Annotated in this window: 28 protein-coding genes; 9 read left to right on the top strand and 19 right to left on the bottom strand. The window is 73.1% G+C overall.

The annotated features are described in order from the left end of the window. Positions 1–43: 43 nt before the first annotated feature. The 3 genes from mobA to AMK25_RS26555 all read left to right on the top strand — a co-directional run bounded on the left by mobA (position 44) and on the right by AMK25_RS26555 (position 2,231). A complete protein-coding gene (gene mobA, locus AMK25_RS26565) occupies positions 44–754 on the top strand; it encodes a molybdenum cofactor guanylyltransferase (RefSeq protein WP_073831118.1) in 711 nt (236 codons plus the stop codon). Beyond that, positions 751–1,008 (top strand): DUF6457 domain-containing protein, encoded by a 258-nt coding sequence (locus AMK25_RS26560; RefSeq protein ID WP_073831181.1) that lies wholly within the window; start codon positions 751–753, stop codon positions 1,006–1,008. Before mobA ends, AMK25_RS26560 begins: the two co-directional genes overlap by 4 nt. Before the next feature lie 65 nt (positions 1,009–1,073). Then, positions 1,074–2,231: a T3SS (YopN, CesT) and YbjN peptide-binding chaperone 1 gene (locus AMK25_RS26555; protein ID WP_073831117.1), complete on the top strand. Its 1,158-nt coding sequence runs from the start codon at positions 1,074–1,076 to the stop codon at positions 2,229–2,231. A 9-nt stretch (positions 2,232–2,240) separates the two neighbouring features. On the opposite strand, the gene AMK25_RS26550 is transcribed toward AMK25_RS26555, so the two are convergent. Both AMK25_RS26550 and AMK25_RS26545 read right to left on the bottom strand, forming a co-directional pair. Beyond that, positions 2,241–3,197, bottom strand: a complete 957-nt coding sequence (locus tag AMK25_RS26550; RefSeq protein WP_073831116.1) for a zinc-binding dehydrogenase — start codon at positions 3,195–3,197, stop codon at positions 2,241–2,243. Between the two features lie 56 nt (positions 3,198–3,253). Beyond that, on the bottom strand, positions 3,254–3,712 hold the full coding sequence (locus tag AMK25_RS26545; RefSeq protein WP_073831115.1) for an Lrp/AsnC family transcriptional regulator: 459 nt from the start codon (positions 3,710–3,712) through the stop codon (positions 3,254–3,256). Positions 3,713–3,771: 59 nt separating this feature from the next. On the opposite strand from AMK25_RS26545, the gene ddaH reads away from it, so the two are divergent. Beyond that, entirely contained in the window at positions 3,772–4,605 is an 834-nt protein-coding gene (gene ddaH, locus AMK25_RS26540; protein WP_198937685.1) for a dimethylargininase, read from the top strand. A 65-nt stretch (positions 4,606–4,670) separates the two neighbouring features. Here ddaH and AMK25_RS26535 read toward each other — a convergent pair whose 3' ends face one another. Both AMK25_RS26535 and AMK25_RS26530 read right to left on the bottom strand, forming a co-directional pair. Continuing rightward, positions 4,671–5,894: an ABC transporter substrate-binding protein gene (locus tag AMK25_RS26535; RefSeq protein WP_073831113.1), complete on the bottom strand. Its 1,224-nt coding sequence runs from the start codon at positions 5,892–5,894 to the stop codon at positions 4,671–4,673. Positions 5,895–5,942: 48 nt separating this feature from the next. After that, positions 5,943–6,770, bottom strand: coding sequence for an alpha/beta hydrolase family protein (locus AMK25_RS26530; protein ID WP_073831112.1), 828 nt, complete (start codon positions 6,768–6,770; stop codon positions 5,943–5,945). 57 nt (positions 6,771–6,827) lie between these two features. Between AMK25_RS26530 and AMK25_RS26525 the strand changes: the two genes are divergently transcribed. Next, the gene (locus AMK25_RS26525; protein ID WP_073831111.1) at positions 6,828–7,418 is read left to right on the top strand and encodes a bacterial proteasome activator family protein; all 591 of its coding nucleotides are present in this window, start codon (positions 6,828–6,830) and stop codon (positions 7,416–7,418) included. 40 nt (positions 7,419–7,458) lie between these two features. On the opposite strand, the gene AMK25_RS26520 is transcribed toward AMK25_RS26525, so the two are convergent. The 3 genes from AMK25_RS26520 to AMK25_RS26510 form a co-directional block, all read right to left on the bottom strand. Beyond that, entirely contained in the window at positions 7,459–8,271 is an 813-nt protein-coding gene (locus tag AMK25_RS26520) for an HAD family hydrolase (RefSeq protein ID WP_073831110.1), read from the bottom strand. Further along, on the bottom strand, positions 8,271–9,092 hold the full coding sequence (locus tag AMK25_RS26515; RefSeq protein ID WP_073831109.1) for an HAD family hydrolase: 822 nt from the start codon (positions 9,090–9,092) through the stop codon (positions 8,271–8,273). The genes AMK25_RS26520 and AMK25_RS26515 overlap by 1 nt, the downstream gene beginning before the upstream one ends. Before the next feature lie 178 nt (positions 9,093–9,270). Next, positions 9,271–10,017, bottom strand: a complete 747-nt coding sequence (locus AMK25_RS26510) for a hypothetical protein (protein WP_073831108.1) — start codon at positions 10,015–10,017, stop codon at positions 9,271–9,273. Between the two features lie 117 nt (positions 10,018–10,134). Between AMK25_RS26510 and AMK25_RS26505 the strand changes: the two genes are divergently transcribed. From AMK25_RS26505 to AMK25_RS26495, 3 genes are all read left to right on the top strand, one after another. Continuing rightward, complete coding sequence (locus tag AMK25_RS26505; RefSeq protein ID WP_013289315.1) at positions 10,135–10,563, top strand: OsmC family protein; 429 nt, start codon at positions 10,135–10,137, stop codon at positions 10,561–10,563. An 89-nt stretch (positions 10,564–10,652) separates the two neighbouring features. Next, on the top strand, positions 10,653–10,997 hold the full coding sequence (locus AMK25_RS26500) for a metallopeptidase family protein (protein ID WP_174534013.1): 345 nt from the start codon (positions 10,653–10,655) through the stop codon (positions 10,995–10,997). A gap of 95 nt (positions 10,998–11,092) precedes the next feature. After that, positions 11,093–11,812, top strand: a complete 720-nt coding sequence (locus tag AMK25_RS26495; protein ID WP_073831107.1) for an AIM24 family protein — start codon at positions 11,093–11,095, stop codon at positions 11,810–11,812. A 43-nt stretch (positions 11,813–11,855) separates the two neighbouring features. On the opposite strand, the gene pheA is transcribed toward AMK25_RS26495, so the two are convergent. From pheA to AMK25_RS26475, 4 genes are all read right to left on the bottom strand, one after another. Further along, positions 11,856–12,812 (bottom strand): prephenate dehydratase, encoded by a 957-nt coding sequence (gene pheA, locus AMK25_RS26490; protein ID WP_073831106.1) that lies wholly within the window; start codon positions 12,810–12,812, stop codon positions 11,856–11,858. A gap of 10 nt (positions 12,813–12,822) precedes the next feature. Then, entirely contained in the window at positions 12,823–13,344 is a 522-nt protein-coding gene (locus tag AMK25_RS26485) for a hypothetical protein (protein WP_241826498.1), read from the bottom strand. A gap of 104 nt (positions 13,345–13,448) precedes the next feature. Further along, positions 13,449–13,901 (bottom strand): hypothetical protein, encoded by a 453-nt coding sequence (locus AMK25_RS26480; protein ID WP_073831105.1) that lies wholly within the window; start codon positions 13,899–13,901, stop codon positions 13,449–13,451. Between the two features lie 145 nt (positions 13,902–14,046). Continuing rightward, the gene (locus AMK25_RS26475) at positions 14,047–14,784 is read right to left on the bottom strand and encodes a hypothetical protein (protein WP_073831104.1); all 738 of its coding nucleotides are present in this window, start codon (positions 14,782–14,784) and stop codon (positions 14,047–14,049) included. A gap of 162 nt (positions 14,785–14,946) precedes the next feature. On the opposite strand from AMK25_RS26475, the gene AMK25_RS26470 reads away from it, so the two are divergent. Further along, the gene (locus AMK25_RS26470) at positions 14,947–16,170 is read left to right on the top strand and encodes an arginine deiminase (RefSeq protein WP_073831103.1); all 1,224 of its coding nucleotides are present in this window, start codon (positions 14,947–14,949) and stop codon (positions 16,168–16,170) included. Between the two features lie 12 nt (positions 16,171–16,182). Here AMK25_RS26470 and AMK25_RS26465 read toward each other — a convergent pair whose 3' ends face one another. From AMK25_RS26465 to AMK25_RS26430, 8 genes are all read right to left on the bottom strand, one after another. Then, entirely contained in the window at positions 16,183–17,067 is an 885-nt protein-coding gene (locus tag AMK25_RS26465) for a DUF5926 family protein (RefSeq protein WP_073831102.1), read from the bottom strand. Positions 17,068–17,127: 60 nt separating this feature from the next. Further along, the gene (locus AMK25_RS26460; protein ID WP_241826501.1) at positions 17,128–17,544 is read right to left on the bottom strand and encodes an ATP-binding protein; all 417 of its coding nucleotides are present in this window, start codon (positions 17,542–17,544) and stop codon (positions 17,128–17,130) included. 63 nt (positions 17,545–17,607) lie between these two features. Then, the gene (locus AMK25_RS26455; protein WP_073831100.1) at positions 17,608–19,062 is read right to left on the bottom strand and encodes a sensor histidine kinase; all 1,455 of its coding nucleotides are present in this window, start codon (positions 19,060–19,062) and stop codon (positions 17,608–17,610) included. Positions 19,063–19,138: 76 nt separating this feature from the next. Continuing rightward, positions 19,139–19,930: a glycerophosphodiester phosphodiesterase gene (locus tag AMK25_RS26450; RefSeq protein WP_073831099.1), complete on the bottom strand. Its 792-nt coding sequence runs from the start codon at positions 19,928–19,930 to the stop codon at positions 19,139–19,141. Between the two features lie 7 nt (positions 19,931–19,937). Further along, on the bottom strand, positions 19,938–20,273 hold the full coding sequence (locus AMK25_RS26445) for a rhodanese-like domain-containing protein (protein ID WP_073831178.1): 336 nt from the start codon (positions 20,271–20,273) through the stop codon (positions 19,938–19,940). Positions 20,274–20,301: 28 nt separating this feature from the next. After that, on the bottom strand, positions 20,302–21,219 hold the full coding sequence (locus AMK25_RS26440; protein WP_241826497.1) for an LCP family protein: 918 nt from the start codon (positions 21,217–21,219) through the stop codon (positions 20,302–20,304). A gap of 197 nt (positions 21,220–21,416) precedes the next feature. Continuing rightward, complete coding sequence (locus AMK25_RS26435; RefSeq protein WP_073831097.1) at positions 21,417–22,631, bottom strand: LCP family protein; 1,215 nt, start codon at positions 22,629–22,631, stop codon at positions 21,417–21,419. 209 nt (positions 22,632–22,840) lie between these two features. After that, a complete protein-coding gene (locus tag AMK25_RS26430) occupies positions 22,841–24,088 on the bottom strand; it encodes an LCP family protein (protein WP_073831096.1) in 1,248 nt (415 codons plus the stop codon). Between the last annotated feature and the right edge of the window lie 52 nt (positions 24,089–24,140).

The following is a 24,140-nucleotide window of genomic DNA, read 5'->3' as shown; positions in this document are numbered from 1 at the left end:
CGAGCCGGGATGCGGCGGTCGTGGCCGTGGATAGGGTGAGGCGGTGACGGGGTACGCGGCGGTGGTCCTCGCCGGTGGCGCGGCCCGGCGGATGGGCGGCGTGGACAAGCCGGGCCGCCCGGTTGGCGGCCGGCCGATGCTGCACCGGGTACTGGCCGCGGTGGCCGATGCGGACCAGCGGATCGTGGTCGGCCCGTCCGGTCCGCTGCCCGACGGGGTCCGGACGACACGTGAGGAGCCACCCGGGGGCGGGCCGGTGGCCGCCACAGCGGCTGGGCTGGCGCTGCTCGACCCGGCCACGACGACAGTCGCCCTGCTCGCCGCCGATCTCCCGCTGCTCACCGCCGCCGCGGTCACCGAGCTGCGGCGCGCGCTCGACGCCCCGCCCGCCGGGCAGCCGCACGCCCCGCCCGCTGGGCAGCCGCACGACCCAGCCGCCGAGCGGGAACACGACCCGGCCGCCGAGCGGGAATCAGCGCTCACGCCGGCCGGATCGACAGTCGCGCTCGCCTGTTACGTGGACGCCGACGGCCGCCGCCAGCAGCTCTGCGCGGTGTGGCGGTTGCCGGCTCTGCGGGCCGCCCTGGACCGGCTCGCCGCGACGCGGGGCGGCACGCTCGACGGGGCGCCGGTACGCGCGCTGCTCACCGGTGTCGCGGTACGCGAGGTGTCCTGGCCCGGCTCCGGTCCGCCGCCCTGGTTCGACTGCGACACTGACGAGGACGTACGCCGGGCGGAGGAGTGGTCGAGATGACGGTCCTGGACGACTGGGTCACGGCGGTCTGCGCCGAGCTGGACCTGGACCCGGCCGGGGTGCCGGTGCCGACGGTGCTGGACGTGGCCCGGGACGTGGCACATCAGGTGGTCCGGCCGGGGGCGCCGGTCACCGCGTACCTGCTGGGGTTGGCGGTGGGGCGTGGGGCGGATCCGGCGGCGGCGGCCGAGCGGCTCAGCGCGCTGGCCGGCTCCTGGCCGGTGGATCTGGGCGGTTCCACGCCTGCGGAATAGCGCCTCGGGCGTGATTCGGTCGCCGCCGCGCGTGGGTAGGGTGGCGGGAACGGACGGAGGCGATCATGACGGCAGACCACCCCTCGGCGCCGGTCGAGCAGCCGGCCGGCGACACGCCGGTTGAGCACAGCTCCGGTGGCACGCCGGCTCATCACTCTGCCGGCGGTACGCCTGAGCATCATCACGAGTCGATCCTGCTGGACGAGCCGACCACTGCCGATCTGCGGGCCAAGGTCACCGAGGCCTGGCGTGAGTTCGCCCGGGCGCTCGCCGAGCGGCTACGCGCGCTGCCCGCCGGTGGCCACCTTGAGGTGACACTCGATCCGACCGCCTCCGGCACCGGGGACGCGGTCTACTCGGTCAGCGTGGACGCGGGCGAGGAGGGTCGCCTCTCGGCGCGGGCGGTCGGCAACGCCACACTGCCGCAGGGCTACCGGCTGGACCGGGCGGCGGTGGCCGACATGGTCGCGCTCGGCTGGTCGCCGCCGGGCGTGGTGGCGGGTTCCGGCGAGCAGTTCGGCCTGGACTGCGGCGCAGACGAGTCCACCCGGCTGGCCGCCGTGCTCTCCCGGACGCTGCGTGACGTCTACGGCGCCCCGCACCCCGCCTTCCTCGTCTACCTGGTGCACGACGTCGAGGGTGAGCCGCTGCCGGTGGAACCGCTCGGCACGGCCCGCAGCGAGTTCGGGCCGGACCGGGACGTCGAGGCCGATCTGGACGAGGCGCTGGCCGCGGCGGCGACCGCCCAGGCGGACGAGAACGACGTGCTGGCGCTCGCGGAGCGGGTGCGCACCGTCGTGTCGACGATGCTGAAGTCCACCTCCGACCAGCTCCAGGTCGACTCGGACGGTGACATCAACATCCGGGCCGGCTCGGCGATGGTGTTCGTCCGGGTCCGCGACAACCCGCCGCTCGTGGACGTCTTCTCGCCGGTGCTGACCGAGGTGGAGCCGACGGAGCGTCTCTACGTGAAGCTCTCCGAGTTGACCAACCGGATGCCGATCGGCCGGCTCTACTGCGCCGACGACACGGTGTGGGCGTCGATTCCGGTCTTCGGCCGCAACTTCCAGGCCACCCACCTGATGCTCGCGGTGCAGGTGATGACCGGCCTGGCGGACGAGCTGGACGACCGTCTGCACGGCGAGTTCGGCGGCAAGCGCTTCTTCGGTGAGGGCGACAAGCCGGCCCGCAGCGAGGAGCACCGCACCGGCATGTACCTCTGAGCCGTCGGGTCAGCGTACGTCGAGCAGGGTCTTGCCCATCGTTTCCCGGGCCTCGATCGCGGCGTGCGCCTCGGCGGCCCGTTCCAGCGGGAAGCGCCGGCCGATCAGTGGGCGCAGCCGCCCGGCCGCGCCCTCGGCGAGCGCCGCCTCGGTGAGGGCGCGCAGTTCGTCCGGGCCGGGCCGGGGCCGCAGCAGCGTCACGCCGCGTGCGGCGGCCGACTCGGCCGGGATGTCCGCCCAGGCGCCGCTCGCCAGGCCGAAGCTCAGCATCCGCCCGCCCGGGTCGAGCAGGTCGAACGCCTCCCGGGCGAGCGGTCCGCCCACGCCGTCGAACACCACGTCGACCGCGCCGACGGCGTCCCGGACCCGGTCGCTCCAGCCGGGCTGCCGGTAGTCGACCACGACGTCGAGCCGGCCCGCGCGGAGCGTGGTGACCTTCGCCGGGCCACCGGCTGCGGCCACCACGGTGGCGCCGGTCCGCGCGGCGAGTTGGACCAGCAGCGATCCGACGCCGCCGGCGGCCGCCTCGACCAGGACGCGGTCACCCTGTCGCAGCCCGGCCGCACGGGCCAGCATCAGGGCGGTCCGGCCGTCGGCCATCAGCGCCACCGCCGCGTCCAGCGCCAACCCCGGGGGTACGCGGACAGGCGCGCCCTGGTCGACCACGACGCGCTCGGCGTACCCGCCGGTGCCGCCGGTGGCGGTGACCACGACGCGTCCGGCGAGCGCCGGATCGACACCCGGTCCCAGTTCGGTGATCGTGCCGCCGACGCCGTTGCCGGGGATCAGCGGCAGTTCGGCGCCGAACGGGCCGAAGCCGGTGGCCCGGAACATCGTCTCGACGAACGTGATGTTCGCGTGTGCCACGTCGACGAGCACCTGGCCCGGTCCGGGTGCCGGGTCGGGTGCCGTCCCGGGCACGAGCACCTCCGGTCCGCCGAACTCCCGCAGCCACACCGCACGCATACCGCCCCCCTCGCTTCAATCCGGCCACCAGTGCACTACTTGAAGCCGGGTTGAGGTCAAACGGTTGACGGTCCGACGCCGGGCGACTCGACCAGCCGGGAGAGCACGATGGTGCTGCGGGACGAGGTGACGAACGATTCGGCACGCAGCCGTTCGAGCGCCTCCTCCAGGTGTGAGATGTCCGCGGCGCGTAGGTGCACGAGCGCGTCGGCCTCGCCGGAGACGGTGTACGCGCCGACCACCTCGGGGTGCCGTCGGGCGGCGGCGCCGATCTGGGCCGGGGTGGTGCGGCCGGCGCAGAACAGCTCGACGAACGCCTCGGTGGTCCAGCCGACAGCGGCGGGGTCGACGACGGCGGTGAATCCCCGGATCACACCGGCGGATCGGAGCCGGTCGACCCGTCGCTTGACGGCGGGGGCGGAGAGTGACACCCGGGTGCCGATGTCCGCGTACGAGGCGCGGGCATCTGCCACGAGCAACGCAATGATTCGCTGGTCTACCGCGTCTATCTGCAACGTTCTGCTCCCGGGAAGCAATGCTTGTGGCTGTTACCAAAGTTGTACCGTACCTACTCTTGGTGACCGTGAACCAGCAGCGAGTCTCGCGAAAGCGGACATATCTCATGTGCTCGCCCGAGCACTTCGCGGTCGAGTACGCGATCAACCCGTGGATGGACGTGACCACGGCGGTCGACGCCGACCTGGCGGTCAAGCAGTGGGACCGGCTGCGGGAGACGCTCGTCGGGCTCGGTCACGACGTGCGTCTGCTCACCCCCGAGGCGGGGCTGCCGGACATGGTCTACGCCGCGAACGGCGCGTTCGTGGTCGACGGCACGGTCTACGGCGCCCGGTTCAAGCACGAGCAGCGGACCGCCGAGGCCGCCGCGCACCGGGCGTTCTACGAGGAGCAGGGCTGGCGGTTCATCGCCCCGAACGAGACGAACGAGGGCGAGGGCGACTTCGCGTACCTGCCGGAGGCGCACGGCGGCCTGATCCTCGCCGGGCACGGCTTCCGGACCGAGCCGGCCGCGCACGCCGAGGCGCAGGAGGCGCTCGGCCGCCCGGTGGTCTCGCTGCGCCTGATCGACCCGCGCTTCTACCACCTGGACGTGGCGCTGGCCTCGATCGACGACGAGAACATCGTCTACTACCCGGGTGCCTTCTCCGCGGCCAGCCAGAGGGTGCTGGCCCAGTTGTTCCCGGACGCGATCGTCGCGGACGACGAGGACGCGCTGGCGTTCGGGCTCAACCTGGTCAGCGACGGGCTCAACGTGGTGCTGAACAACGAGGCGACCCGGCTGGCCGGCAAGCTGAAGGCGGCCGGCTACCACCCGGTCCCGGTGGAGCTGGCGGAGCTGAAGAAGGGCGGTGGCAGCGTGAAGTGCTGCATCGCCGAGCTTCGGCACTGAGCCCCGGCACGTCGAAGGGCGGCCTCCCCGCGGGGAGACCGCCCTTCGACGTGTACGGGAGCCGGTCAGCCCAGCGTGGCCAGCTCGTTGATCACGATGTTGGACAGCAGCCGGCCGTCGGTCTGCACCCGGCGCAGGTACCACTTCTGCTGCGGGGTACGGGTCTGGTTGAACTGCCAGGTGCCGCGCGGGCTGTCCACCTGGCCGATCTTGCCCAGCGCCAGGTTGACCTGCTGCGGGGACGGGTTCCCCCCGGCCAGCCGGATCGCCTTGTCCAGCACCAGCGCGGCATCGTAGGAGGCCATCGCGTACGTGGTCGGCGCGGAGTTGAACGTCTTCCGGTACGCCGAGGCGAAGATCCGGTTGGCGGTGTTGTTCAGGTCGGCCGAGTAGTTGAGCGCGGTCTCGAGGCCGTTCGCCTCGATCAGCTTGCGGTCGCGGCCCTTCTCGCCGTCGTCGAGCTGGTCCAGCGCGGTGCCCTCGGTGAGGAACCCGGGGGCGTAGATCGGCCCCCGGTAGCCCTGGGCGTAGAGCTGCTTGACGAACTGGACGGCCTGGGTGCCCGAGTAGTGGCAGAAGACCGCGTCGGGCTTCCGCTCCAGCGCCTTGCGGATCGGCCCGGCGTACAGCTCTCGCGTGGGGTTGTCGGAGTCGTCGGTGAAGATCGGGTCCTCGGTGAGCCGGCGACCCCGCTCGTACGCCCGCCGCAGCCCTTCGACGACGTCCTCGCTGCCCTGGCCGCGGGTGCCGAAGATGGCGATGCGGCTCGACGCGTCCAGCTTCTGGCGCAGGTACTCCCCGAGCGCCTCGCCGGGCTCGGTCAGCACGTACGACGTACGCCAGATGTAGACGACGCCCTGCAGCGTCGAGGGCGACGCGTTGGAGCCGATCAACGGCACCCGGGCCTCCTCGACCGAGTCCTTGATGCCGGTCATGACGGCCGGGCTGACCACGCCGGTGAGCGCGAGCACACCCTCCTTGAGCAGCCGCTCCACAGCGGCCTTGCCGGACGCGGCGGTGGTGCCCTCCTCGGCGGGCACCAGCGTGACCGGGTGGCCGGCGATCTGCTGGCCGCGCAGGCGGAGGTAGAGCTGGAAGCCGTTGGTGATCTCGTCGCCGATGGCCTTGTTCGCCCCGCTGCCGGGCACGATCAGCCCGACTTTGATCGGGCTGCCGGACCCGGACTGCTCCCCGGTGTCTGCCTCCCCGGAGCCGCAACCCGCCGCCAGTCCGGTGGTACCCAGTGCGGCCAGCATTTGCAGGGCTCGCCTGCGGTTCATCTGTGCCACCGACTTCCTTCCCGACGGGGTGGCCATGGTGCACACCCCTTCGGCGTTCTACCTGGTCGGCGACGCTGCGTCAATGCCTTGAAGATCATCGTGAAGCGACCGCAACGCCTGTGTCACCCGGGGCCAGGCGGTGGAGGCCGGGTCGATCAGCCCGAAATGCTCGCATTCGGGCAGCTCAATCAGCGTGGAAGTGCCGCCGGCGGCGCGGTCGGCGGCCACCCAGGACCGGCTGATCGAGGCGGGAACCTGCACATCCAACTCGCCGTGCATGACTACGGTGCGTGTTGGTGCGGGTACGGATTTCGACGGATCCGCGTCCGCGTACCGGTCCGGCACTTCCTCCGGCGAGCCGCCGAGCAGCGCGGCCACCGCCCCGCCGTCCAGGTCCTGCCGGTACGCCTCGGCGAGGTCGGCCACCGGGGCCAGCGCGAGCACCCCGGCGACCGTCTGCGGGGCGTGCGCGGCCACGTACAGGGCCAGGTGCCCGCCCGCGGAATGGCCGATCAGGATCGGCGGTACGGGCGCCACCCGGCCGGGCAGCGCCGCGGCGGCCAGGCCGGGCAGGGCGGCGACTCCGGCGCGGACGTCGGTCAGCGTGTGCGGCCAGCCGCCGCCCGGCTGGCCGGTGCGGCGGTACTCGATCTGCGCGACCGGGTGGCCGAGCGCGGCCAGCGCCGCCGCCATCGGGCCGGTGTGGGCCCTGTCGTACTCGGCTCGCCAGAAACCGCCGTGCACCACGACGACGAGCGGCCGCGGCGGCCCGTCGCCGGCGGGCCGGCGCAGGTCGGCGAGCTGGTCCGGGTGATCGCCGTAGGCCACTGTCGCGTCCGGCGGTGGGGACGGGCGGGTCAGCACCTCGCGCGGGTCGGAGAGCATGCGGCGACGGTAGCGCCCTCCGGTCCGGCCGCGTGCGCATGGTCGGCGTGGGTAAAGATGGGTGCCATGACCGAAGCGCATTCCGGACGGGACGACGAGCAGGGCACCGATGGCATCCCCGGCACCGTGGTGGTGGTCGGGCCGGACGGCCGCCCGGTCGGCACGGTGCAGACCGAGGAGGGCAAGGGCGAGGACCCGACCCGCCTGGTCGAGCAGCCGGCCAAGGTGATGCGGATCGGCAGCATGATCAAGCAGCTGCTGGAGGAGGTGAAGGCGGCGCCGCTGGACGACGCCAGCCGGAACCGGATGCGGGAGATCCACGAGCGCTCGATCGTGGAGCTGAAGGAGGGCCTCGCGCCCGAGCTGCGCGAGGAGCTGGAGCGGCTCTCGCTGCCGTTCACCGAGCAGCAGACGCCGAGCGAGGGCGAGCTGCGGATCGCGCACGCCCAGCTGGTGGGCTGGCTGGAGGGCCTGTTCCACGGCATCCAGGCCGCGCTGGTGGCCCAGCAGATGGCCGCCCGCGTCCAGCTGGAGCAGATGCGCTCGGGCCGCCAGGCGCTGCCCAGCGGCCCCGGCGGCGTGATCCCGGGTATGCCCGGGATGCCCGGCCCCGGTGGCGAGGGCCACGCGCCCGGCCAGTACCTGTGACCCCACCGGCCGGGGCGCGTCGAGCGCCCCGGCCGGCCGGTCAGTCCACCCCGAAGACCTTCTCCAGGTACGCCGCCACACCGTCCTCGGTGTTCGGCCCGGTGACCTCGTGTGCGATCTCCCGCACCGCCGGGTGGGCGTTGGCGACTGCCACCGCGCGTCCGGCCCAGGCCAGCATCGGCACGTCGTTGGGCATGTCGCCGAAGGCCAGCACGTCCCGCTCGCCGACGCCCAGCCGCTCCGCGTACCAGGCCAGCCCGGCCGCCTTCGTCACGCCGGCCGCCGAGATCTCGATCAGCCCGCTGTACGACGAGTGGGTCGCCTCGGCCAGCCCTTCCAGCGCGCCCGCCACCACCTGTACGAACACGTCCGGGTCCTGCTCACCGGCCCGTGCCAGCAGCTTCACAGCGGGCGCGGCGAGCAGCTCCTCGGGCGACTCGACTGCCCGGATCGCGTCGAGGTCGGCGTCCCAGCGCAGCGGGTAGTGCGCCTCGTGCCGCATCTGCCGGCTGTCCACGATCTCCACCGCGAGGCTCACCCCGGGCACCTCGGCGCGTAGCCGCCGGGCCACCTCCGCCAGCAGTTCCGGGGCGAGCGGGTCGGCCCGCAGCACCTGGTCGGTGACCGGGTCGTACACCACCGCGCCGTTGGCGCAGATCGCCGGCAGCGGCTCGGTGAGCTGCTCGTACACCATCTGGAGCCAGCGGATCGGACGGCCGGTGACCAGGACCACCGGCGTGCCGGCGGCGTCGATGCGGGCCAGCACCGCGGCGGTACGCGGGCTGAGCGTCCGGTCGTCGCGCAGCAGCGTGCCGTCGATGTCGGAGGCGACGAGCCGAGGTGGATCTTCCATCACCGGGACAGTAGTCGGTCCAGGTAGACCGCGACCCCGTCGTCGTCGTTGCGCAAGGTGATCTCGTCCGCCGCGGCGCGCACCTCCGGGTGGGCGTTCGCCACCGCCACCCGGGCCCATCCCGCCCAGTCGAACATCGGCAGGTCGTTGGGCTGGTCGCCGAAGACCAGCACGTCGGCCGGGTCCACGCCGAGCCGCTCGGCGATCACGCTCAGGCCGCTGGCCTTGTCGGTGCGGGGCGGGCAGATCTCGACGAAGCCGAGCCCGGCCTGGGTGAGCGTGGCCACCTCCGGCGGCACGATCGCCCGCGCCGCCGCCAGCAGTTCGTCCACGTGGTGGTCGGCGGTCCGGGCGAACGCCTTGATCACGTCGCAGGACAGGCATTCGACCCGGCTGCGCGCCTCGAACCGGTCCGGGTAGGGCCAGCTCGGGTGGTAGTCGCCCCACAGCGGCGCGTCGTGTTCGTCCGACGCCTCCACCATCACGGTGAGCGGGCCGACCACCGCCTCCAGGTCGGTGAGGATCCGGGCCAGCACCTCGCCGGGCAGCCGCTCGTCGCGCAGCACCAGCGGCCCCTCCGGGTCGCTCTGGTCCACCACCCGGCCACCGCCGGCCATCACCAGGAAGTCGGCGGCCCGGATGTCGTTGCGGGTGAGTTCGGTCAGGCGCGGTCCACGGCCGGTCGCGCCGACCACCGGAATCCCGGCGGACCGCACCCGGTCCAGCACCCGATGGGTGTACGCGGAGACGGTCTCGTCGCTGCGGACGAGCGTGCCGTCCAGGTCGGTGGCGATCAGCTTGGGCAGTCCCGGGCGGGTCATGGTTCCTCCTTCGCCCGCCGCCGTCACGCCGGCCGACCAGGTCCTCGGTGCCGCGACCATGGGACGGCGGGCAGCAACCGTATCTCGCGGAACGGGCGGCAACCACGGCTTTCCGGCGAATCGGAGACGAAGCGACGACGGCCCCGCGGTGGCCGGCGGACGCGGTGCCGGCGCTGCGTCAGCGGGACCGGTCGGGGTCCGCGAACGGCACCGTGGGCTGCACCGTCAGGTCCGCGGGCGCCGGAGGCAGGTCGTCCTCGGCGGTCCGGCCCCGCCGGGCGGGCCGGTCATCGGGCCGGTCGTCGTCCGGCTCCTCGTCCACGGGCGCGTCCCCCGCCGGACGGCCGGCCAGGCGCAGCGCGGCGGCCAGCAGCGCGACGGCGAGGAACGCGGTGGCCAGGCCGCGCCCGTGCTCCACGTCGAGGCGCTGGTCCCCGACGAAGAACAGGATGCGCCGGGCCAGCTGCTGGAGGGACGCGGCGGTCGCGACCAGCACGCCGAGCACGCCCGCCGAGAGGCCCAGCCCGGCGAGCGCGGCGTGCCGACGGACCGCCGGGGCGCCGCGCAGCGCCAGAGCCAGAGCCACGGACAACCCGAGCAGGCCCACCAGGTACGCGACCCCGAACCCGCCGATCTCGGAGATGCCGCTGGTCAGCCGGGTGGGCGCGTCGTCGTCCCGGGCCTCGGCCGGCACCGTGATGATCAGCCACTCGCCGATCAGCGAGGCGACCGCGGCCACCGTGGCGAGTCCGGCGAGCACCGTCGGCAGACGGCGGTCGCGGCCCAGCGCGGCGAGTGTGCGTCCGGCCCGGCCGGAGGACTCCGGCTCGGCGTCACCCCACTCGACGACAGTGGTGTCGTCGGACCGGTCGTCCCGCACGGGGGTTCGCTTCTCCTGCCGGGGGACGGGGAGATCCTGTGACATGGCCACCCTTCCCGTACGCGGGCCTGCGTCGAATCATGGCACAGCACACACCCGCCGGCCCGGATCGTCGTGCGGAGGTGCGGTGCGACGCGGCCCGCTTTCGGTTAGCGTCGTGCCATGCCTATCCGTACCGCATCCGCTCGCTGGCAGGGCAACCTCACCGAGGGGTCCGGCACCGTCCGCACCGGCAAGGGCGGCCTGTCCGGCAACTACTCCTTCAAGTCGCGCTTCGAGGAGGGCGAGGGAACCAACCCCGAGGAGCTGATCGGCGCCGCGCACGCCGGCTGCTTCTCGATGGCGCTCTCCAAGCAGCTCGCCGACGCCGGCGCCCAGGAGACGGCGGTGGAGACCACCGCCAAGGTGCACTTCGACAAGACCGACGCCGGCATGACCGTGACCCGCATCGACCTGGAGACCGTCGGCCAGGTTCCGGGCATCGACCAGGCCGAGTTCACCAAGCTGGCCGAGGCGGCCAAGGAGAACTGCCCGATCTCCCGGCTGCTGTCGCCGGGCGCGCAGATCACGCTGAACGCCCGCCTGGCCTGACCATCACGTACGGCACGGCGAGGGCGTCCTGCGGGCCGCCCTCGCCGTGCGACGTGCCGATTGTGGGGGAGTGACCGGGCCGCGTGGCCGTGGAGATGAGCCGGGACCGGTTCGAGGAACTGGTCGGTGAGGCGCTCGACGAGGTGCCCGAGGAACTGCTCGGGCTCATGAGCAACGTGGTCATCCTGGTCGAGGACGACCCGCCGCCGGGCGAGGACCTGCTCGGCCTGTACGAGGGGCACGCGCTCACCTCTCGCGGCTGGGACTACTCCGGCGTGCTGCCCGATCGCATCCTGATCTACCGCAATCCGATCCTGGCGATCTGCGACACCGACGACGACGTCGTCGAGGAGGTCGCGGTGACAGTGGTGCACGAGATCGCCCACCACTTCGGCATCGACGACGAGCGCCTGCACGCCCTCGGCTGGGGCTGACCGGTCGCGGCGTGCCTCCGCCCGGCTGATCCCGGCGGTTGCGCCGGTCCCCTAATCTCCGTGGTCAGGCACATCCTGACCCAGGAGGAAACCCCATGCGCAGCGCGCTGTTCTCCGCGGAGAACCTCGAGAAGGAGTCCCAGCAGCCGGGCATGCGGTTGCAGAACTCCAAGATGCTGAAGATCGAGCTGAACGGCGAGGCGATGGCCCGCGTCGGCTCGATGGTCGCGTACCAGGGCCAGGTGCAGTTCCAGGCCCTCGGCTCCGGCGGCATCGGCAAGTTCATCAAGCAGCGCCTCACCGGTGAGGGCGTGCCGCTGATGAAGGTCTCCGGGCGCGGCGACGTGTTCCTCGCCGACTTCGCCAAGGACGTCCACATCATCGACCTGGAGCCGGGCGACGCGCTGTCCATCAACGGCTCCAGCGTGCTGGCCTTCGACTCGACCCTGCAGTACGACATCAAGATGGTCGGCGGCGCCGGTATCGCCTCCTCCTCCGGCCTGTTCAACTGCGTCTTCACCGGGTACGGCCGGATCGCCATCACCACCAAGGGCACCCCGGTGGTGCTCAACGTGGACGCGCCGACGTACGTGGACCCGCAGGCGGCGGTCTGCTGGTCGGCGAACCTCCAGACCGGCTACCACCGCGCCGAGCAGCTCGGCCTCGGCACGCTGCTCGGCCGCAGCACCGGCGAGGCGTTCACGATGAGCTTCGCCGGTCAGGGCTTCGTCGTGGTCCAGCCCTCGGAGGAGCCTCCGGTGGCCGGCAGCGGCTCCCAGCAGCAGGGCGGCATGCTCGGCGGCCTGCTGCAGTGACGGCCCGGTGCCCGGGGCGCCCGCCGTGGTCGCCCCGGGCCGGTCAGCTCAGCTCGCCGGACCGCAGCCGGGCCACCCAGGCCGCCGCGTCGGCGTAGTCGAGGTCGGAGAGCCCGCTCGGCGCGGGCGCGGGCCGGTCACCCGCCGTCGCGTTCCAGCGGTGCCGGGGGTACGACCCCAGGAACCGCACGTCGGCGCAGACCCGGCGCAGCCCCTGCAACGCCTCGCCCAGGCGTACGTCGGCGACGTGCCCGGCACAGTCCAGGAAGAACACGTACCGGCCGAGTGCCTCACCGGTGGGGCGGGACTCGATACGGGTCATGTTCACGCCCCGCACCGCCAGTTCCATGAGCACCGCCAGCAGCGCGCCGACCCGGTCGTGCGCGATGTAGACGGCAAGCGAGGTGAGGTCGTCACCGGTCGGCGGCGGAGGCGGCCCCGGGCGGGACACCAGCGCGAAGCGGGTCACCGCGTCCGGGTGGTCGGCGATCTTGTCGGCGAGGACGGCGAGCCGGTGCCGGGTCGCGCCGATCGGGGCGCAGATGGCGGCGTCGTACTCGCCGCTCGCCGCGCCGGCCGCGGCGGCGCCGTTGGAGAGTACGTCGACGACTGTGGCGTCGGGCAGGTGCTCGCGCAGCCAGCCCCGGCACTGGGTGGACGCCTGCGGGTGGGCGGCGACGCCGCGCACGTCGGCGAGCGTGGTGCCCGGCCGGGCGGCGAGCACGAACTCCACAGGCAGGACGACCTCCCGGGTGATCACCAACGGGTCGCCCTCCGCCAGCTCGTCGAGCGTCACCCCGACCGCGCCGCCGATGGAGTTCTCCAGCGGCACCAGAGCCGCGTCCGCCTCGCCGGCGCGTACCGCGTCGAGCGCCTCGCCGACGCTGCGGGCCGGCGTGCGCTCCCCGCGCTCGGCGGCTGGCACTGTTCGCAGGGCCTGCTCGGCGAAGGTGCCCTCGGGGCCCAGGTAGACGAAGCGGGTCGGCGGTGTTCCCGGCATGCCGACCAGCCTACGCACCCGGCGTGCCGTCGCAGGCCAGGGTACGGATGCCGGGCGGCCCGAGGGTCCGCACCTCGACGCCGCACACGTCCGTACCGGCCGTCACCAGGGTCGGCGTGCCGCTGTCGCCCCGGGTGACCACCTGCAGCTCCTCGTGTCCGGTGACCGCGAGCACGGTGTACTGCCAGCCCTCGGCGCAGAGCGGGCCGGTGGTCACTGTGACCCGGACGTCGCGGGGCAGCACTCCGGCGGACCCGCGCAGCAGCGTGACGATCCGGTCGCCGGACGGCCGGCCCCGGCACGGCGTCGCCGCCACCGGCGTGGACGGGGAGAGCGCGGGCGCGGACGGCGTGACCGGCGCGGCCGGTGTGGCGCTCGCGGTGGGCGTGGTGGACGCCGACGGGACCGGAACACCGGTGGCGACGGCGGGCGGCGTGCGCAGCTCGGGCGGCGTGCCGCAGGCGGCGAGGGTGAGCACTGTCAGCAGCGCCAGCAGGCGGTGCCGGCGACGGGGGTGTGGGGTGCGCAGCACGATGGGTGTCCTCGGGGCATCGAGGGATGTCGTCGTATGGCGGGGTCGAGCCCATCGTAGGAGGAGTGCGGGCCCGGGTGAAGCGTGCCGGGCCTCGTCGCGGCTCAGACCGCGGAGAGGAAGGTGAGCGAGCCGGCCACCACGCCGTCGGTGAGTACCGGGGTGGAGATCGCGTCGACGGTGCGGCCGGCGTCGGAGCCGGGCCCCTGCACGCGGAGCAGGCCCCGGGCGAGTCGCCCGGAGTGCAGCGCGAGCAGCGGCGGGATCTTGTCGGTCTCCTGTTCGGTCAGCTCGCTCGGGCTGGCCGTGAAGTCCACCAGGCGCAGGCCGCCCTCCAGCAGCGGCAGGCCGATCACGTCCTCCGGCGCGCCCAGGCAGAGCAGCGCGCAGCCGGACGAGGAGATCGCCACGACTGTGGTGCCGGCGTCGATCAGCAGGCACGGCTCGGCGGCCCGGGAGACCATGCCGGACCACTGCCCGAAGTTGTCGGACTCCTGCTCGGTAGAGGCCGCCGGGGGCGCGAACACGTCCGAGAGTGAGAGTTCGACGTGGGCCACCGCGCCTCCTATGTACACCGACGGTCTGTCCACGCTAGCCGGTCGGTGCGGCGGGAGCATCGGCTGCCGGGCGGCCGGCGACGACGCGGACCGACGGAACCAGTCGGGGGGCGGAGCCGGGGGCCGCGTGGCGTCGCCGGAGACGTTACCGGTGGGCGGCCCGCTTGTCAGCGGCCGTTCGGCCCTCGTCGTACCACCGGTAGTCGGCGGTTGGACGGTACGTGCCGTTGAACCACGTCGACGGCGCCTGGGCGACCCGGGAGAGCTTCTCGGCGGTGGCCGGGCTGATCCGGTTTCCGCCGGCCACGAGCAGGCGGTCCAGCTCCCGGTGGGTGGCCATGAGGCAGTCCTTCGGCAGCCCGTAGACGCTGATCACCCCGGAACCGACGAACGTCAGCACCGGGCTGACCGGGATCGGCAGGCCGACCGCGTCGGAGAGGGCCTTGCTGGCCCGCTTGGCGTCCCGGCGCGCCTCCGCCACGTACGGCGGGCGCTTGCCGTTGATCTGGACGACGTCGCCGGCGACGAGCACCCGCGCGCGGCCGTGGTCGGCGATGGTGACCGCGAACAGGCCGCTCGGACCGATCGCCAGGAACCCGGCCCGGTCGTCACGGACGCGGTCGAACAGCATGTCGGCCGGGTCTGTCCGGGGCCACTCGATGACGTGCCAGGCGGGCCCGAGGTGGTCGAGCTGGCCGAGGGCGCGGGCCCCGGCGGCTTCCAACCGGCGGGCCCCCCGCTCCGCCCGGCGACGCCGGGCCCACTCCAGTGGAGTCGGTCGGGCCGGTTCGAGCACCGAGGTGGGCTCGACCCGGGTGTGCGGCACCGTGCGGGGCGGCAGTGCCCTGCTCGGTACGGCTCGACGAGCGGGAAAGACAGTCATCGCGACCTCCGGCAAAAGGTCTCTCGAAGTTATGTCTCCACTACCCTACGTTGCACACCCGGGGGCTCGGCAAGCCGGGGCGCCGGAGTGAGTGCGGATGAATGCCATATTCATCCACCCTTCTTTTCCGAATGGTGCGCAAGCCTGCCCTAGGCTGCGGGAGTGACCCACTATGTGGACAGCGAAGTCGCCCGGCTCGGGACGGTGTTGCTGCACCGCCCGGGACCCGAACTCGCCCGCCTCACCCCACGCAACAACGACTCGTTGCTGTTCGACGCTATCCCATGGGTGGGACGGGCGCAGGAGGAGCACGACGCGTTCGCGGCGGCGCTGCGGTCCCGCGGGGTCGAGGTGCTCTACCTGGCCGACCTGCTGGCCGAGACGCTCGCCGTGCCGGACGCCCGGGCCGAGCTGACCGAGCAGGTGCTGCGGTCCCGCCGGCTGGGCCACACCCTGCGACGCCGGGTCGCCGACCACCTCACGTACCTGGACCCGGCCGGGCTGGCCGACGTGCTGATCGCCGGGCTCGCCCACGAGGAGCTGCGCATCGGCGGCGACCGTCCCGGCGGTCTGGTGTGGACTCTCATGGACCGGCACGACTTCGTCATCGACCCACTGCCCAACCTGCTGTTCACCCGGGACTCGTCGGTGTGGATCGGGGACCGGGTCGGGGTGACCAGCCTGGCCATGCCGGCGCGGCGGCGGGAGACCACGCTCACCGACGCGATCTACCGCTTCCACCCCCGGTTCGTCGGCACCGAGTTCGTCTACCACCCCCGGCTGGAGCATCTGGAGGGCGGCGACGTGCTGCTGCTCGCCCCGGGGGTGCTCGCCGTCGGTGTCGGCGAACGCACCACCCCGGCCGGCGCGGAGCGGCTGGCCCGGCAGGTGTTCGCCGCCGGCCTGGCACACACCATCCTGGTGGTCCCGATCGCGCAGGAACGCGCCACCATGCACCTGGACACGGTCTGCACGATGGTCGACACCGACGCCGTGCTGATGTACCCGAACATCGCCAACGAACTGTCCGCGTACACGGTGATCGCCGGCGCGGACGGCGACGACCTGCGGGTCGACGGCCCGGCGCCGTTCCTGCGGGCCGCCGCCGACGCGATGGACCTCGACCAGCTCCGGGTCATCGACACCGGCCTCGACCCGGTCACCGCCGAACGCGAGCAGTGGGACGACGGCAACAACACGCTCGCGCTCGCGCCCCGGCTCTGCGTCGGGTACGAGCGCAACGTGGAGACCAACGCGCAGCTGGAGCGCGCCGGCATCGAGGTGATCGCCATCGCCGGCTCGGAGCTGGGCTCCGGCCGTGGCGGCCCGCGGTGCATGTCCTGCCCGCTGGTGCGGGAGAAAGGCGGGGTTCCGGACCCCGCCTGACTCCCGGGACCGTCAGCGCAGCGTCAGCTGGCGGCCGAGCAGACCCTGCCGGGACCGGCGGCCCGCCGCGTCCAGCGGCGCCTGCTCCGCGACCGCCTCGGCGTAGCGCTTGGCGAACTCCGCCAGCGGCGCCTCCCACTCGGCGGCCGGGGTGTCCTCCGGCAGGTCCCAGACCGGCGCGAGGCGTCCGTGCGCCCGGAACATGCCCGCGAACTTCGTGTCGTCGCCGAGCGTCAGCGCGCCGGCCGCGCCGAGCCGGGACAGCGCGTCCAGCGCGGCGTCCTCGTCCTCCGGCAGGACCATCCGCACGTGGGCCTTCTCCGGCACCTGGCACCAGTACGCGGCCCGCGCGGCGGCCAGCTTCACGGTCGGGTAGATCGCCGAGTTGGCCCGCTCCAGGGACGCCTGCACGTTCGGGTCGTCGGCGGCGCCCGGGTCGAGCCAGAAGTCGAACCCGTCGTGCATGCTGATCTCCAGCGGGCCGTCCACCAGGATGTCCTGGAGGCGCGGGCCGGGCCCGGGCAGCGGCGGCACGCTCACCTGACCGCCCGGCTCGGTCCGCAGCGCGGAGATCAGCGCGTCGGCCAGGTCCCGGGAGACGTCGCCGGACTGCTGGTGCCGTTGCAGGCCGATGAAGACGCGCCCGTCCGGCTTGGTCATCGCCGGGGCGGCCATCGGCAGCACGGTGGCCAGCGTGACCGGCCGGTCGCCGTACTCCTCGATCAGCTCCGGGGTGAGCCGCAGCGGCGCGGAGGCGGCCGGGACCAGCTCGCGCAGGGCGATCCACTCCGGCTCGTCGACCAGGCCCTCGAACGGCCGGGGCACGAAGACGTCGCGCACCTTCTCCCGCTTGGGCGTGCTCTCGCCGACCCGCTGGTTCTTCCGACGCTTGCTCATGGCGAGACAGCCTAGATGCCGGGCCGCGCGGGCGGGGGCAGGACCCGCCTGCCCGTGCGTTCAGCCGGCCGCGACCAGATCCGGCCGGTGCGCCGGCGCCGGGTCGAACCGCGCCCAGACGCTCTGGCCCAGGCCGTCCCGCTCCACGCCCCAGCCGCTGGCCAGCCCGGCGACGATGTGCAGCCCGCGCCCGTCGGCCGCGTCCGGCGAGGCGGCCCGCATGCACGGACCGGCGCCGGAACCGCCGTCGGTGACCCGGAGCGCGACGATCGGCCCCTGCTCGGTGGCCCGCAGCCGCCAGGCGACCCGGACCACGCCGCCGGGCAGCGCCTCGGCGTGCCGGACCGCGTTGCCGACCAGCTCGGCGAGGACCGCGACCAGGTCGGCCAGCAGAACCGGGGGTACGACGCCGGTCAGCTCGTCGGCGAGCCGGTGCCGGGCCAGGCGCGCGCCGGTCGGGTCGTGAGGCACCACCACACACCACGACCGCTCGGCCGGACCAGTCGACACGTCGTTCCTTCCCCGTCTGCGAGCGCCGGGTCAACCCCGCGGCAGCCGCACCTCTGCGACCGTACCGCCACCGGCTCTGGGCCGGAGGGATACCCATCCATTCTGCTGTTCAACGATCTGGCGGACGAGATAGAGACCGAGCCCCGCGCCCGGGTATCGCCGGCGGTCGCCGGACTCGCCCTGCCAGAACCGGTCGAAGGCCCGCTCCACGTGTTCCGGGCGGATGCCGATGCCCCGGTCGGCGACCCGGAACGAGACGGTCCGTTCGTTCGCCTCGGCGGTGATCTCGATCGGGGTGTCCGGCAGCGAGTACTTCCCGGCGTTGGTGCCCAGCTCGGTGAGCACCGTGGCGAGGCTGTGCCGGTCGCCGAGCGCCTTGGGCAGGTCGGCCGGCAGGTCGAGCACGACCCGGTGCCGGATGTCGGCCGGCAGGTGGGTCACCGCGGCGCGCAGCGCGTCGACCAGGTCGAACGGCGCGGCCGGCTCGCCGCCGGGGCGATTCTCGGTGGCGGCGGTCAGCAACCTGTCGACCAGGCGGGCCAGTTCGTTCGCGCGTTGGCCGATGATCCGCGCGGCCTGCCGCCGGTCGTCGTCGCTGAGCGAGTCCCAGTGGTCGGTGAGGGTGTCCGCGTACCCCTTGATCACGGTAACCGGGGTGCGCAGCTCGTGGCTGGTCACCGCCACGAAGAGGTCGCGGTCGTGGTCGCGCCGCTGCTGGTCGGTGATGTCGCGGAAGGTGACCACGCGCAGCGCGTTCGGGCCGGGCAGCTCGCCGGAGGTGATCCGCAGCCAGCGGCCGTCGGGCATCCGGTGGTCGAGCACCTGACCGGGCGGCGGCAGCGGGAACGGCAGCGGGCGGTTCAGCGCCTCCTCCGTCGGGCGACCGGTGACCTCGGCCGCCGCCGGGTTCCAGAGCCGGATCCGCCCGTCGCGGTCCACCACGGCCAGCCCGTCGGCGAGCGCCGCCACGACCGGGCCGTCCCCGTGCACCGGCAGACCGGTCTGGTCGCCGTACATGTGCGCGACGCACGCGGCCACGTAGCCGATCACGGCGCGCTGCGCGGGTTCCGGCGGCTCGCCCAGCGGGTAGAGCGCGTGCAGGCTGCCGACGGTGAGCCCGCCGATCTCGGCACGCGCCACGATCATCCGGCAGAGGCCCCGGCCGGCCACCTCGTCGGCGAGCGCGCCCGGGATCGCGTCGACCCGGACCTCCCGCACCGGCGGCCCGGCGAGCAGGCAGACGGTGGCCGGGTCGGTGGCGGGCAGCGGTCGGCCGAGCACGAACTCGGCGCGGCCGGTCGCCGCGATGACCCGTCCGCCGGCCGGGGTGAACTCCACGAAGACCAGGCCGGCCGCGCGCACCGCCGGTTCGACCTCGTGGAGCAGGCGGTTGAGCACGGCGGGGCCGGACTCGCCCGAGTTGATCATGTTGATCACAGTAGTGTGGCCGGCGATGAGGGCGGGGTAGTCGGTTCGCTCCGGCATGTCCCGAGTGTGCCGCGCGGCAGCCCTCGCGGACACCCCCGGCCGGTCGACCGTCCCCGATACCGATCGACCGGACTCACCGGCCCAACCGGGCCAGCGCGTGGGCCGGCCGGTCCGTGATCACCCCGTCCACGCCGGCTTCCAGCACGAGTTCCAGATCCTCCGGCTCGTTGACCGTCCAGACGTACACGGCGTTGCCGGCCGCGCGCAGCGCCGGGACCAGCCGCGGCCGGGCCCGGACCAGACCCACCCCGGGACCGGCGATCCGGCTGCCGAACGGCAGCCGGCCCAGCGGCAGCAGGCGCGGCAGCACCTCCAGCAGCAGCACCGTCGGCAGCGCCGGGGCGAGTTCCCGGACCCGGCGTACGGCCAGCGGCGAGAACGACATCACCGTCACCTGGACGGGATGCCCCCGGCGGGGCTCGTCCAGCCCGTACCGGCGCAGCAGCGCGACCAGGCGGCGCTCGACCTCGCCCCGGTAGCGCGAGGGGTGCTTGGTCTCGATCAGCAGCCGGACCGGCCGCCCGGCGTCGAGCACCGCGTCGAGCAGCCGCTCCAGCGTGAGCAGCCGGGTGTGCGACTCGTCCAGCGGCGCGTCGTCCTCGGCGAGCGTCGCGGCCCGGTGCCAGGAGCCGAAGTCGAGCGCGTCGAGTTCGGCGAGCGTACGCGCGCTGACCAGCCCGCTGCCGTTGCTGGTCCGGTCCAGCCGGCGGTCGTGCACGCAGACCAGGTGCCCGTCGCGGGTCAGCCGGACGTCGCACTCCAGCCCGTCCGCGCCCTCCTCGATGGCGCGGAGGTAGGCGGCGAGCGTGTGTTCCGGCAGGTCGTACGAGGCGCCGCGGTGGGCGAAGACCAGGGGGACGGTCATGACCGCCTCAGGCGACCCGGCCCGGCTGCCCGTCGTCGGTGACCACCGGGCGGCCGGCGGCGGCCCAGTCACCCATCCCGCCCTCGACGTTGCGCACCTGGTCCCAGCCGTTACGCATCAGGTAGCCGACGACCTGGGCGGAGCGACCGCCCGAGCGGCAGATCACCGCCACGTCGCGGTCCTGCGGGATCTCGGCGATCCGGGCGGGCAACTCGGTCATCGGCAGGTGATGGGCGGCCGGCGCGTGGCCGGCGGCCCACTCGTCGTCCTCGCGGACGTCGAGCAGGTAGACGTCGTCGGGCACGGCCGACGCGGGGACGCTGGGTAGCGGGGCTCCGAACACGGTCACCAAGCCTAGTCGCCCGAACCGCTCACAGGCGGTTGACCCAGCGCGGGTTGGCGCCGGCCCATTCCGGCACGTGTGTGTCGCGCAGCGCGGCGAAGAGCCCGCCGCTCCCGTTGTCCAGCACCACGTACGAGATTCCGTCGATGGTCTGCGGGTAGGAGGGGATCTGGACCCCGCGCAGGGCGTCCGCGGGCAGCCCGCGCAGCGCGAAGAGCAGCTCGTCCAGCGGTACGCCGTTGGTGTCCACGGTCAGCGCCCCGCCGGCCGCGCGCAGCACCCGGTCCAGCTTGACCGGGTCGGTGCGCAGGCGCGTCTCGCCCGCCCGGTCGAGCACCGCCCGGAGCATCTGCTGCTGGTGCCGCTGCCGGTCGAAGTCGCCGCCCGGCAGGTCGTAGCGCTGCCGCACGTAGTCGAGCGTCCGGGCCCCGTCCATCTGCTGGCAGCCCGCGTCGAACTGGTGCCGGGTGTGGATCGAGCGCACCGGCGTGTCCACGCACATCCGGATGCCGCCGAGCTGGTCGATCACCTGCTTGAAGCCGGAGAAGTCGACGAGCGCCGCCCCGTCGAAGCGGATTCCGGCGAGCCGGCTCAGGGTGGCGCTGAGCAGCCGGGCGCCGCCCTCGCCCCCGCCGCCGTGCTCGTACGCGGCGTTGACCTTGTCCTGGCCGCCGGGGAAGCCGGGCGCCGCCGGGAGTGCCACCAGCAGGTCGCGGGGTACGGAGATCAGGTACGCCTGCCGCATGCCGGCCGGCACGTGCACGATCAGGATGCTGTCGGAGCGCTGGTCCTCGGGGTTCGCGCCGGGCCGGTGGTCGGAGCCGATCAGGAGGTAGTTGAGCGCGCCGTCCAGGTCTGTCCGCTTCTTCCGGGCGGCCGGGTCGAGCAGCTGCTCCTTGGCGACGGTGCGGTCGTAGCGGTGGGTGAGCCAGTTCAGCCCGGCCACGCCGAGCGCGGCGAGCAGGACCAGGACGAGTCCGGCACCGAGCAGGAACCGGGCCCAGCGGGCGGGTGCGCCCCGCCCGCGTCGGTTCCGTGCTGGCCTGGACGTGACGATCCCCCCGTAGCCGCGACATGAGACCCGCTCACGTCAGGCTACGGGGGGATCGGCCGACCGGTGGCGCTTTCGCGCAGGTCAGCAGGTCATTTACGGGTGGAGAGGACGTCCGGGTTGGAGATCACGAAGTCGGCCAGCTTGTCGTTCTTGACCGCCTGGAACATGTCCATGGTCGTCTCGTTGAACGTCTCCCGGCCGTTGTCGTTGCCGGCGAACGTCCCTCCGTTGGTCCGCAGGGTGACCAGGTCGTTCCCGTTGAGGTTCTTGAGCGTGAAGATGAAGTCCGCGATCGGCACGCCGCCGGTGTCCAGGACGAACGCCTTGCCGGCCGCCTTCATCAGCGAGTTGAGCTTGATCGGGTTGGTCAGCATGCCGCCCTCGGTGGCCTTCTTGGCCATCGCCTTGATCAGCTGCTGCTGGTTCTGCTGCCGGTCGTAGTCGCTGTTCGGCAGGCCGTAGCGCTGGCGGGAGTAGTCGAGCGCCTCCCAGCCTTCCATCTCCCGGCAGCCCTTCTTGTGCACCACTGCCTTGTACGACTTACCGGTCTTCTTCGCGTCCGCGTTCCACATCGGCTTGCCGTCGACGTACGACATGTGGTGCGACTTGACCTCGTGGCTCACGCAGATGCGTACCGAGCCGAGCGCGTCGATCACGCTCTTGAAGCCGCCGAAGTTGATGATCGCGGCGCCGTCGAAGCCGATCCCGGTCATCGACTTGATCGTCTTGGCCATCAACTGGGCGCCGCCCTCCCAGCCGCCGCCGTTCTGGGCGCCGTGGAAGAAGGCCGCGTTGATCTTGTCGGTGCCGCCCTTGTAGCCGCTCTTCTCGAACGCGGGGATACGCGCCTCGGTGTCCCGGGGGATCGAGATCAGGTACGCCTGGTCGTGGCTGGCGGGGATGTGCAGGATGATGATCGTGTCCGACCGGACGTCATCGGCGGCCCAGCGCTCGCGGGCGTCCACACCGAGCAGCAGCATGTCGATCGGGCCTTCGAGGCTGTTGCCGCCCTCGGCCTCGCTCTTGCCCGCGCCGCCGAGCAGGTTGCGCTGGGCGATGTTGTCGGTGGCCTGGCCGATGACCGCCTTGCTGCCGACGATCGCGACGCCACTGGTCACCATCAGCACGGCGCCGAGCACCAGCGTGAGCTTCGCCCAGAGCGGGTCCTTGCGCTTGGCGCGCTTCTTCTTCGGGCCGCCGGGGCCGCGACCGCCAGAACCGGGCTGTGTGGGGATGACCGGAGGGACCCGCCCGGATGATCCGGGTGCCGGTGACTGCGGGCGACGGCTGGTCTGGACCGACATGCGTGCTCCAGCTCGGTGATCGGGGGCGGGACCACTTTACGTATCTGTTCCCGTTCTCGCGACCTCGTAGGGCGGCAATTCCCATCAATACCGGCCTACATCCTCGGTTGTGGCCGAACGGGCAGGGGTAAGGGGCCGGTCGGCGGTTTTGCCGCCGCGGTGGCGTGGTTCTCACGCGTGACACCGGCTCTGTCGTTCGGGCTTCGCCGTCAGCCGCCGGCGCTGTCGCCCGAACCCTTCTGGTTGGCCTGCATCCACTCGGCCATCCGGTCCGCGGCGATCGCCTTGTACATCGCCAGCGCCTTCTCCCGGTCGGAGACCACCACCGACTGGCCGTCGATGGTCTGGCCGCCCAGGTGCGGGCTGGTGACGAACGTGAGGTTCTCGCCTCGCAGACTGCGGAACTGCACTGCCATGTCGGTCAACGAGAATCCCTGGTCGACCGTGACGGCGGCGGTCACCGCCTTGAGGAAGTCGTTCAGCTTCTTCGGGTTGGTGAGCGTCCCGGTGCTCGCCGCCTTGTCCATCAGCGCCTTCAGGAACTCCTGCTGGTGCCGCATCCGGGCGAAGTCGCCGTCCGGGAACTGCTTGCGCTGCCGGACCCAGTCCAGCGCCTCGGCGCCGTTCATGTGGTTCACGCCCTTGGTGAACGTCCGGTACGGCTTGTGGATCGAGGTGATGGTCCGCTCCACCTTGAGGTCGACCCCGCCCAGGGCGTCGGTGACCTCCTTGAAGCCGCCGAAGTCGATGGCCATGACGTGGTCGATCCGTACGTCGGTGAAGCACTCCACGGTCTTCACCGCGAGCGGCAGGCCGCCGAACGCGAACGCCGCGTTGATCTTGTTGCGGGAACCCGAGTCGCAGGACGCGCCCGCGTTCTCCGGGATCGGCACGTACAGGTCACGCGGCACCGAGACCAGGTAGGCGCGCTTGTGGTCGGCCGGGATGTGCATGACGATCACGGTGTCCGCGCGCCACTTGCCGGAGCCGTCGACCGGGGCGTCCGGGTCCCGCGAGTCGCTGCCCACGAGCAGGATGTTGAACGCGCCGTCGACCTGCTTGGCCGGCCGGCCCCCGGTGATCCCGGCGAACGGGTCCGTACGGGCCAGGTCGTCGTCGAGGTTGCGGGCGTAGAACCAGGCCCCGAGGCCGCCGAGCAGCGCCAGCACCAGCACCACGACACCGGCCACCAGGCCGATGCGTCCCCAGCGGGGCCGGGGGCCGCGCCGGCCCGGGCCACCCGGGCCGCCGTCGCCCGGACCGCCGGGTCCGGTCGGCCCCACGGGACCGCCGGTACGGCCCGAGCGGGGCGCCTCGTCGTGCGGGGGATACCAGCGGGCATCCGAGGTGCGGGCGCGCCCGGTGGCGCCCCGGCCGGAGCCGGGGACCGAAGCGCGGCCCGCATCCCGGTTGAGGTGGTGCGGGAAGGGGGCGCCGGCAGACGAGGTCGCTGACATGTAACCGAGGGTAGGTCGGCCGGGCCACCGACGCCCTCGTACGCGCGCCGAT

The organism is Micromonospora sp. TSRI0369, from assembly GCF_001905625.1.
GTDB lineage: Bacteria > Actinomycetota > Actinomycetes > Mycobacteriales > Micromonosporaceae > Micromonospora > Micromonospora echinospora_A.
This window is presented reverse-complemented; position numbering and strand designations above follow the sequence as displayed.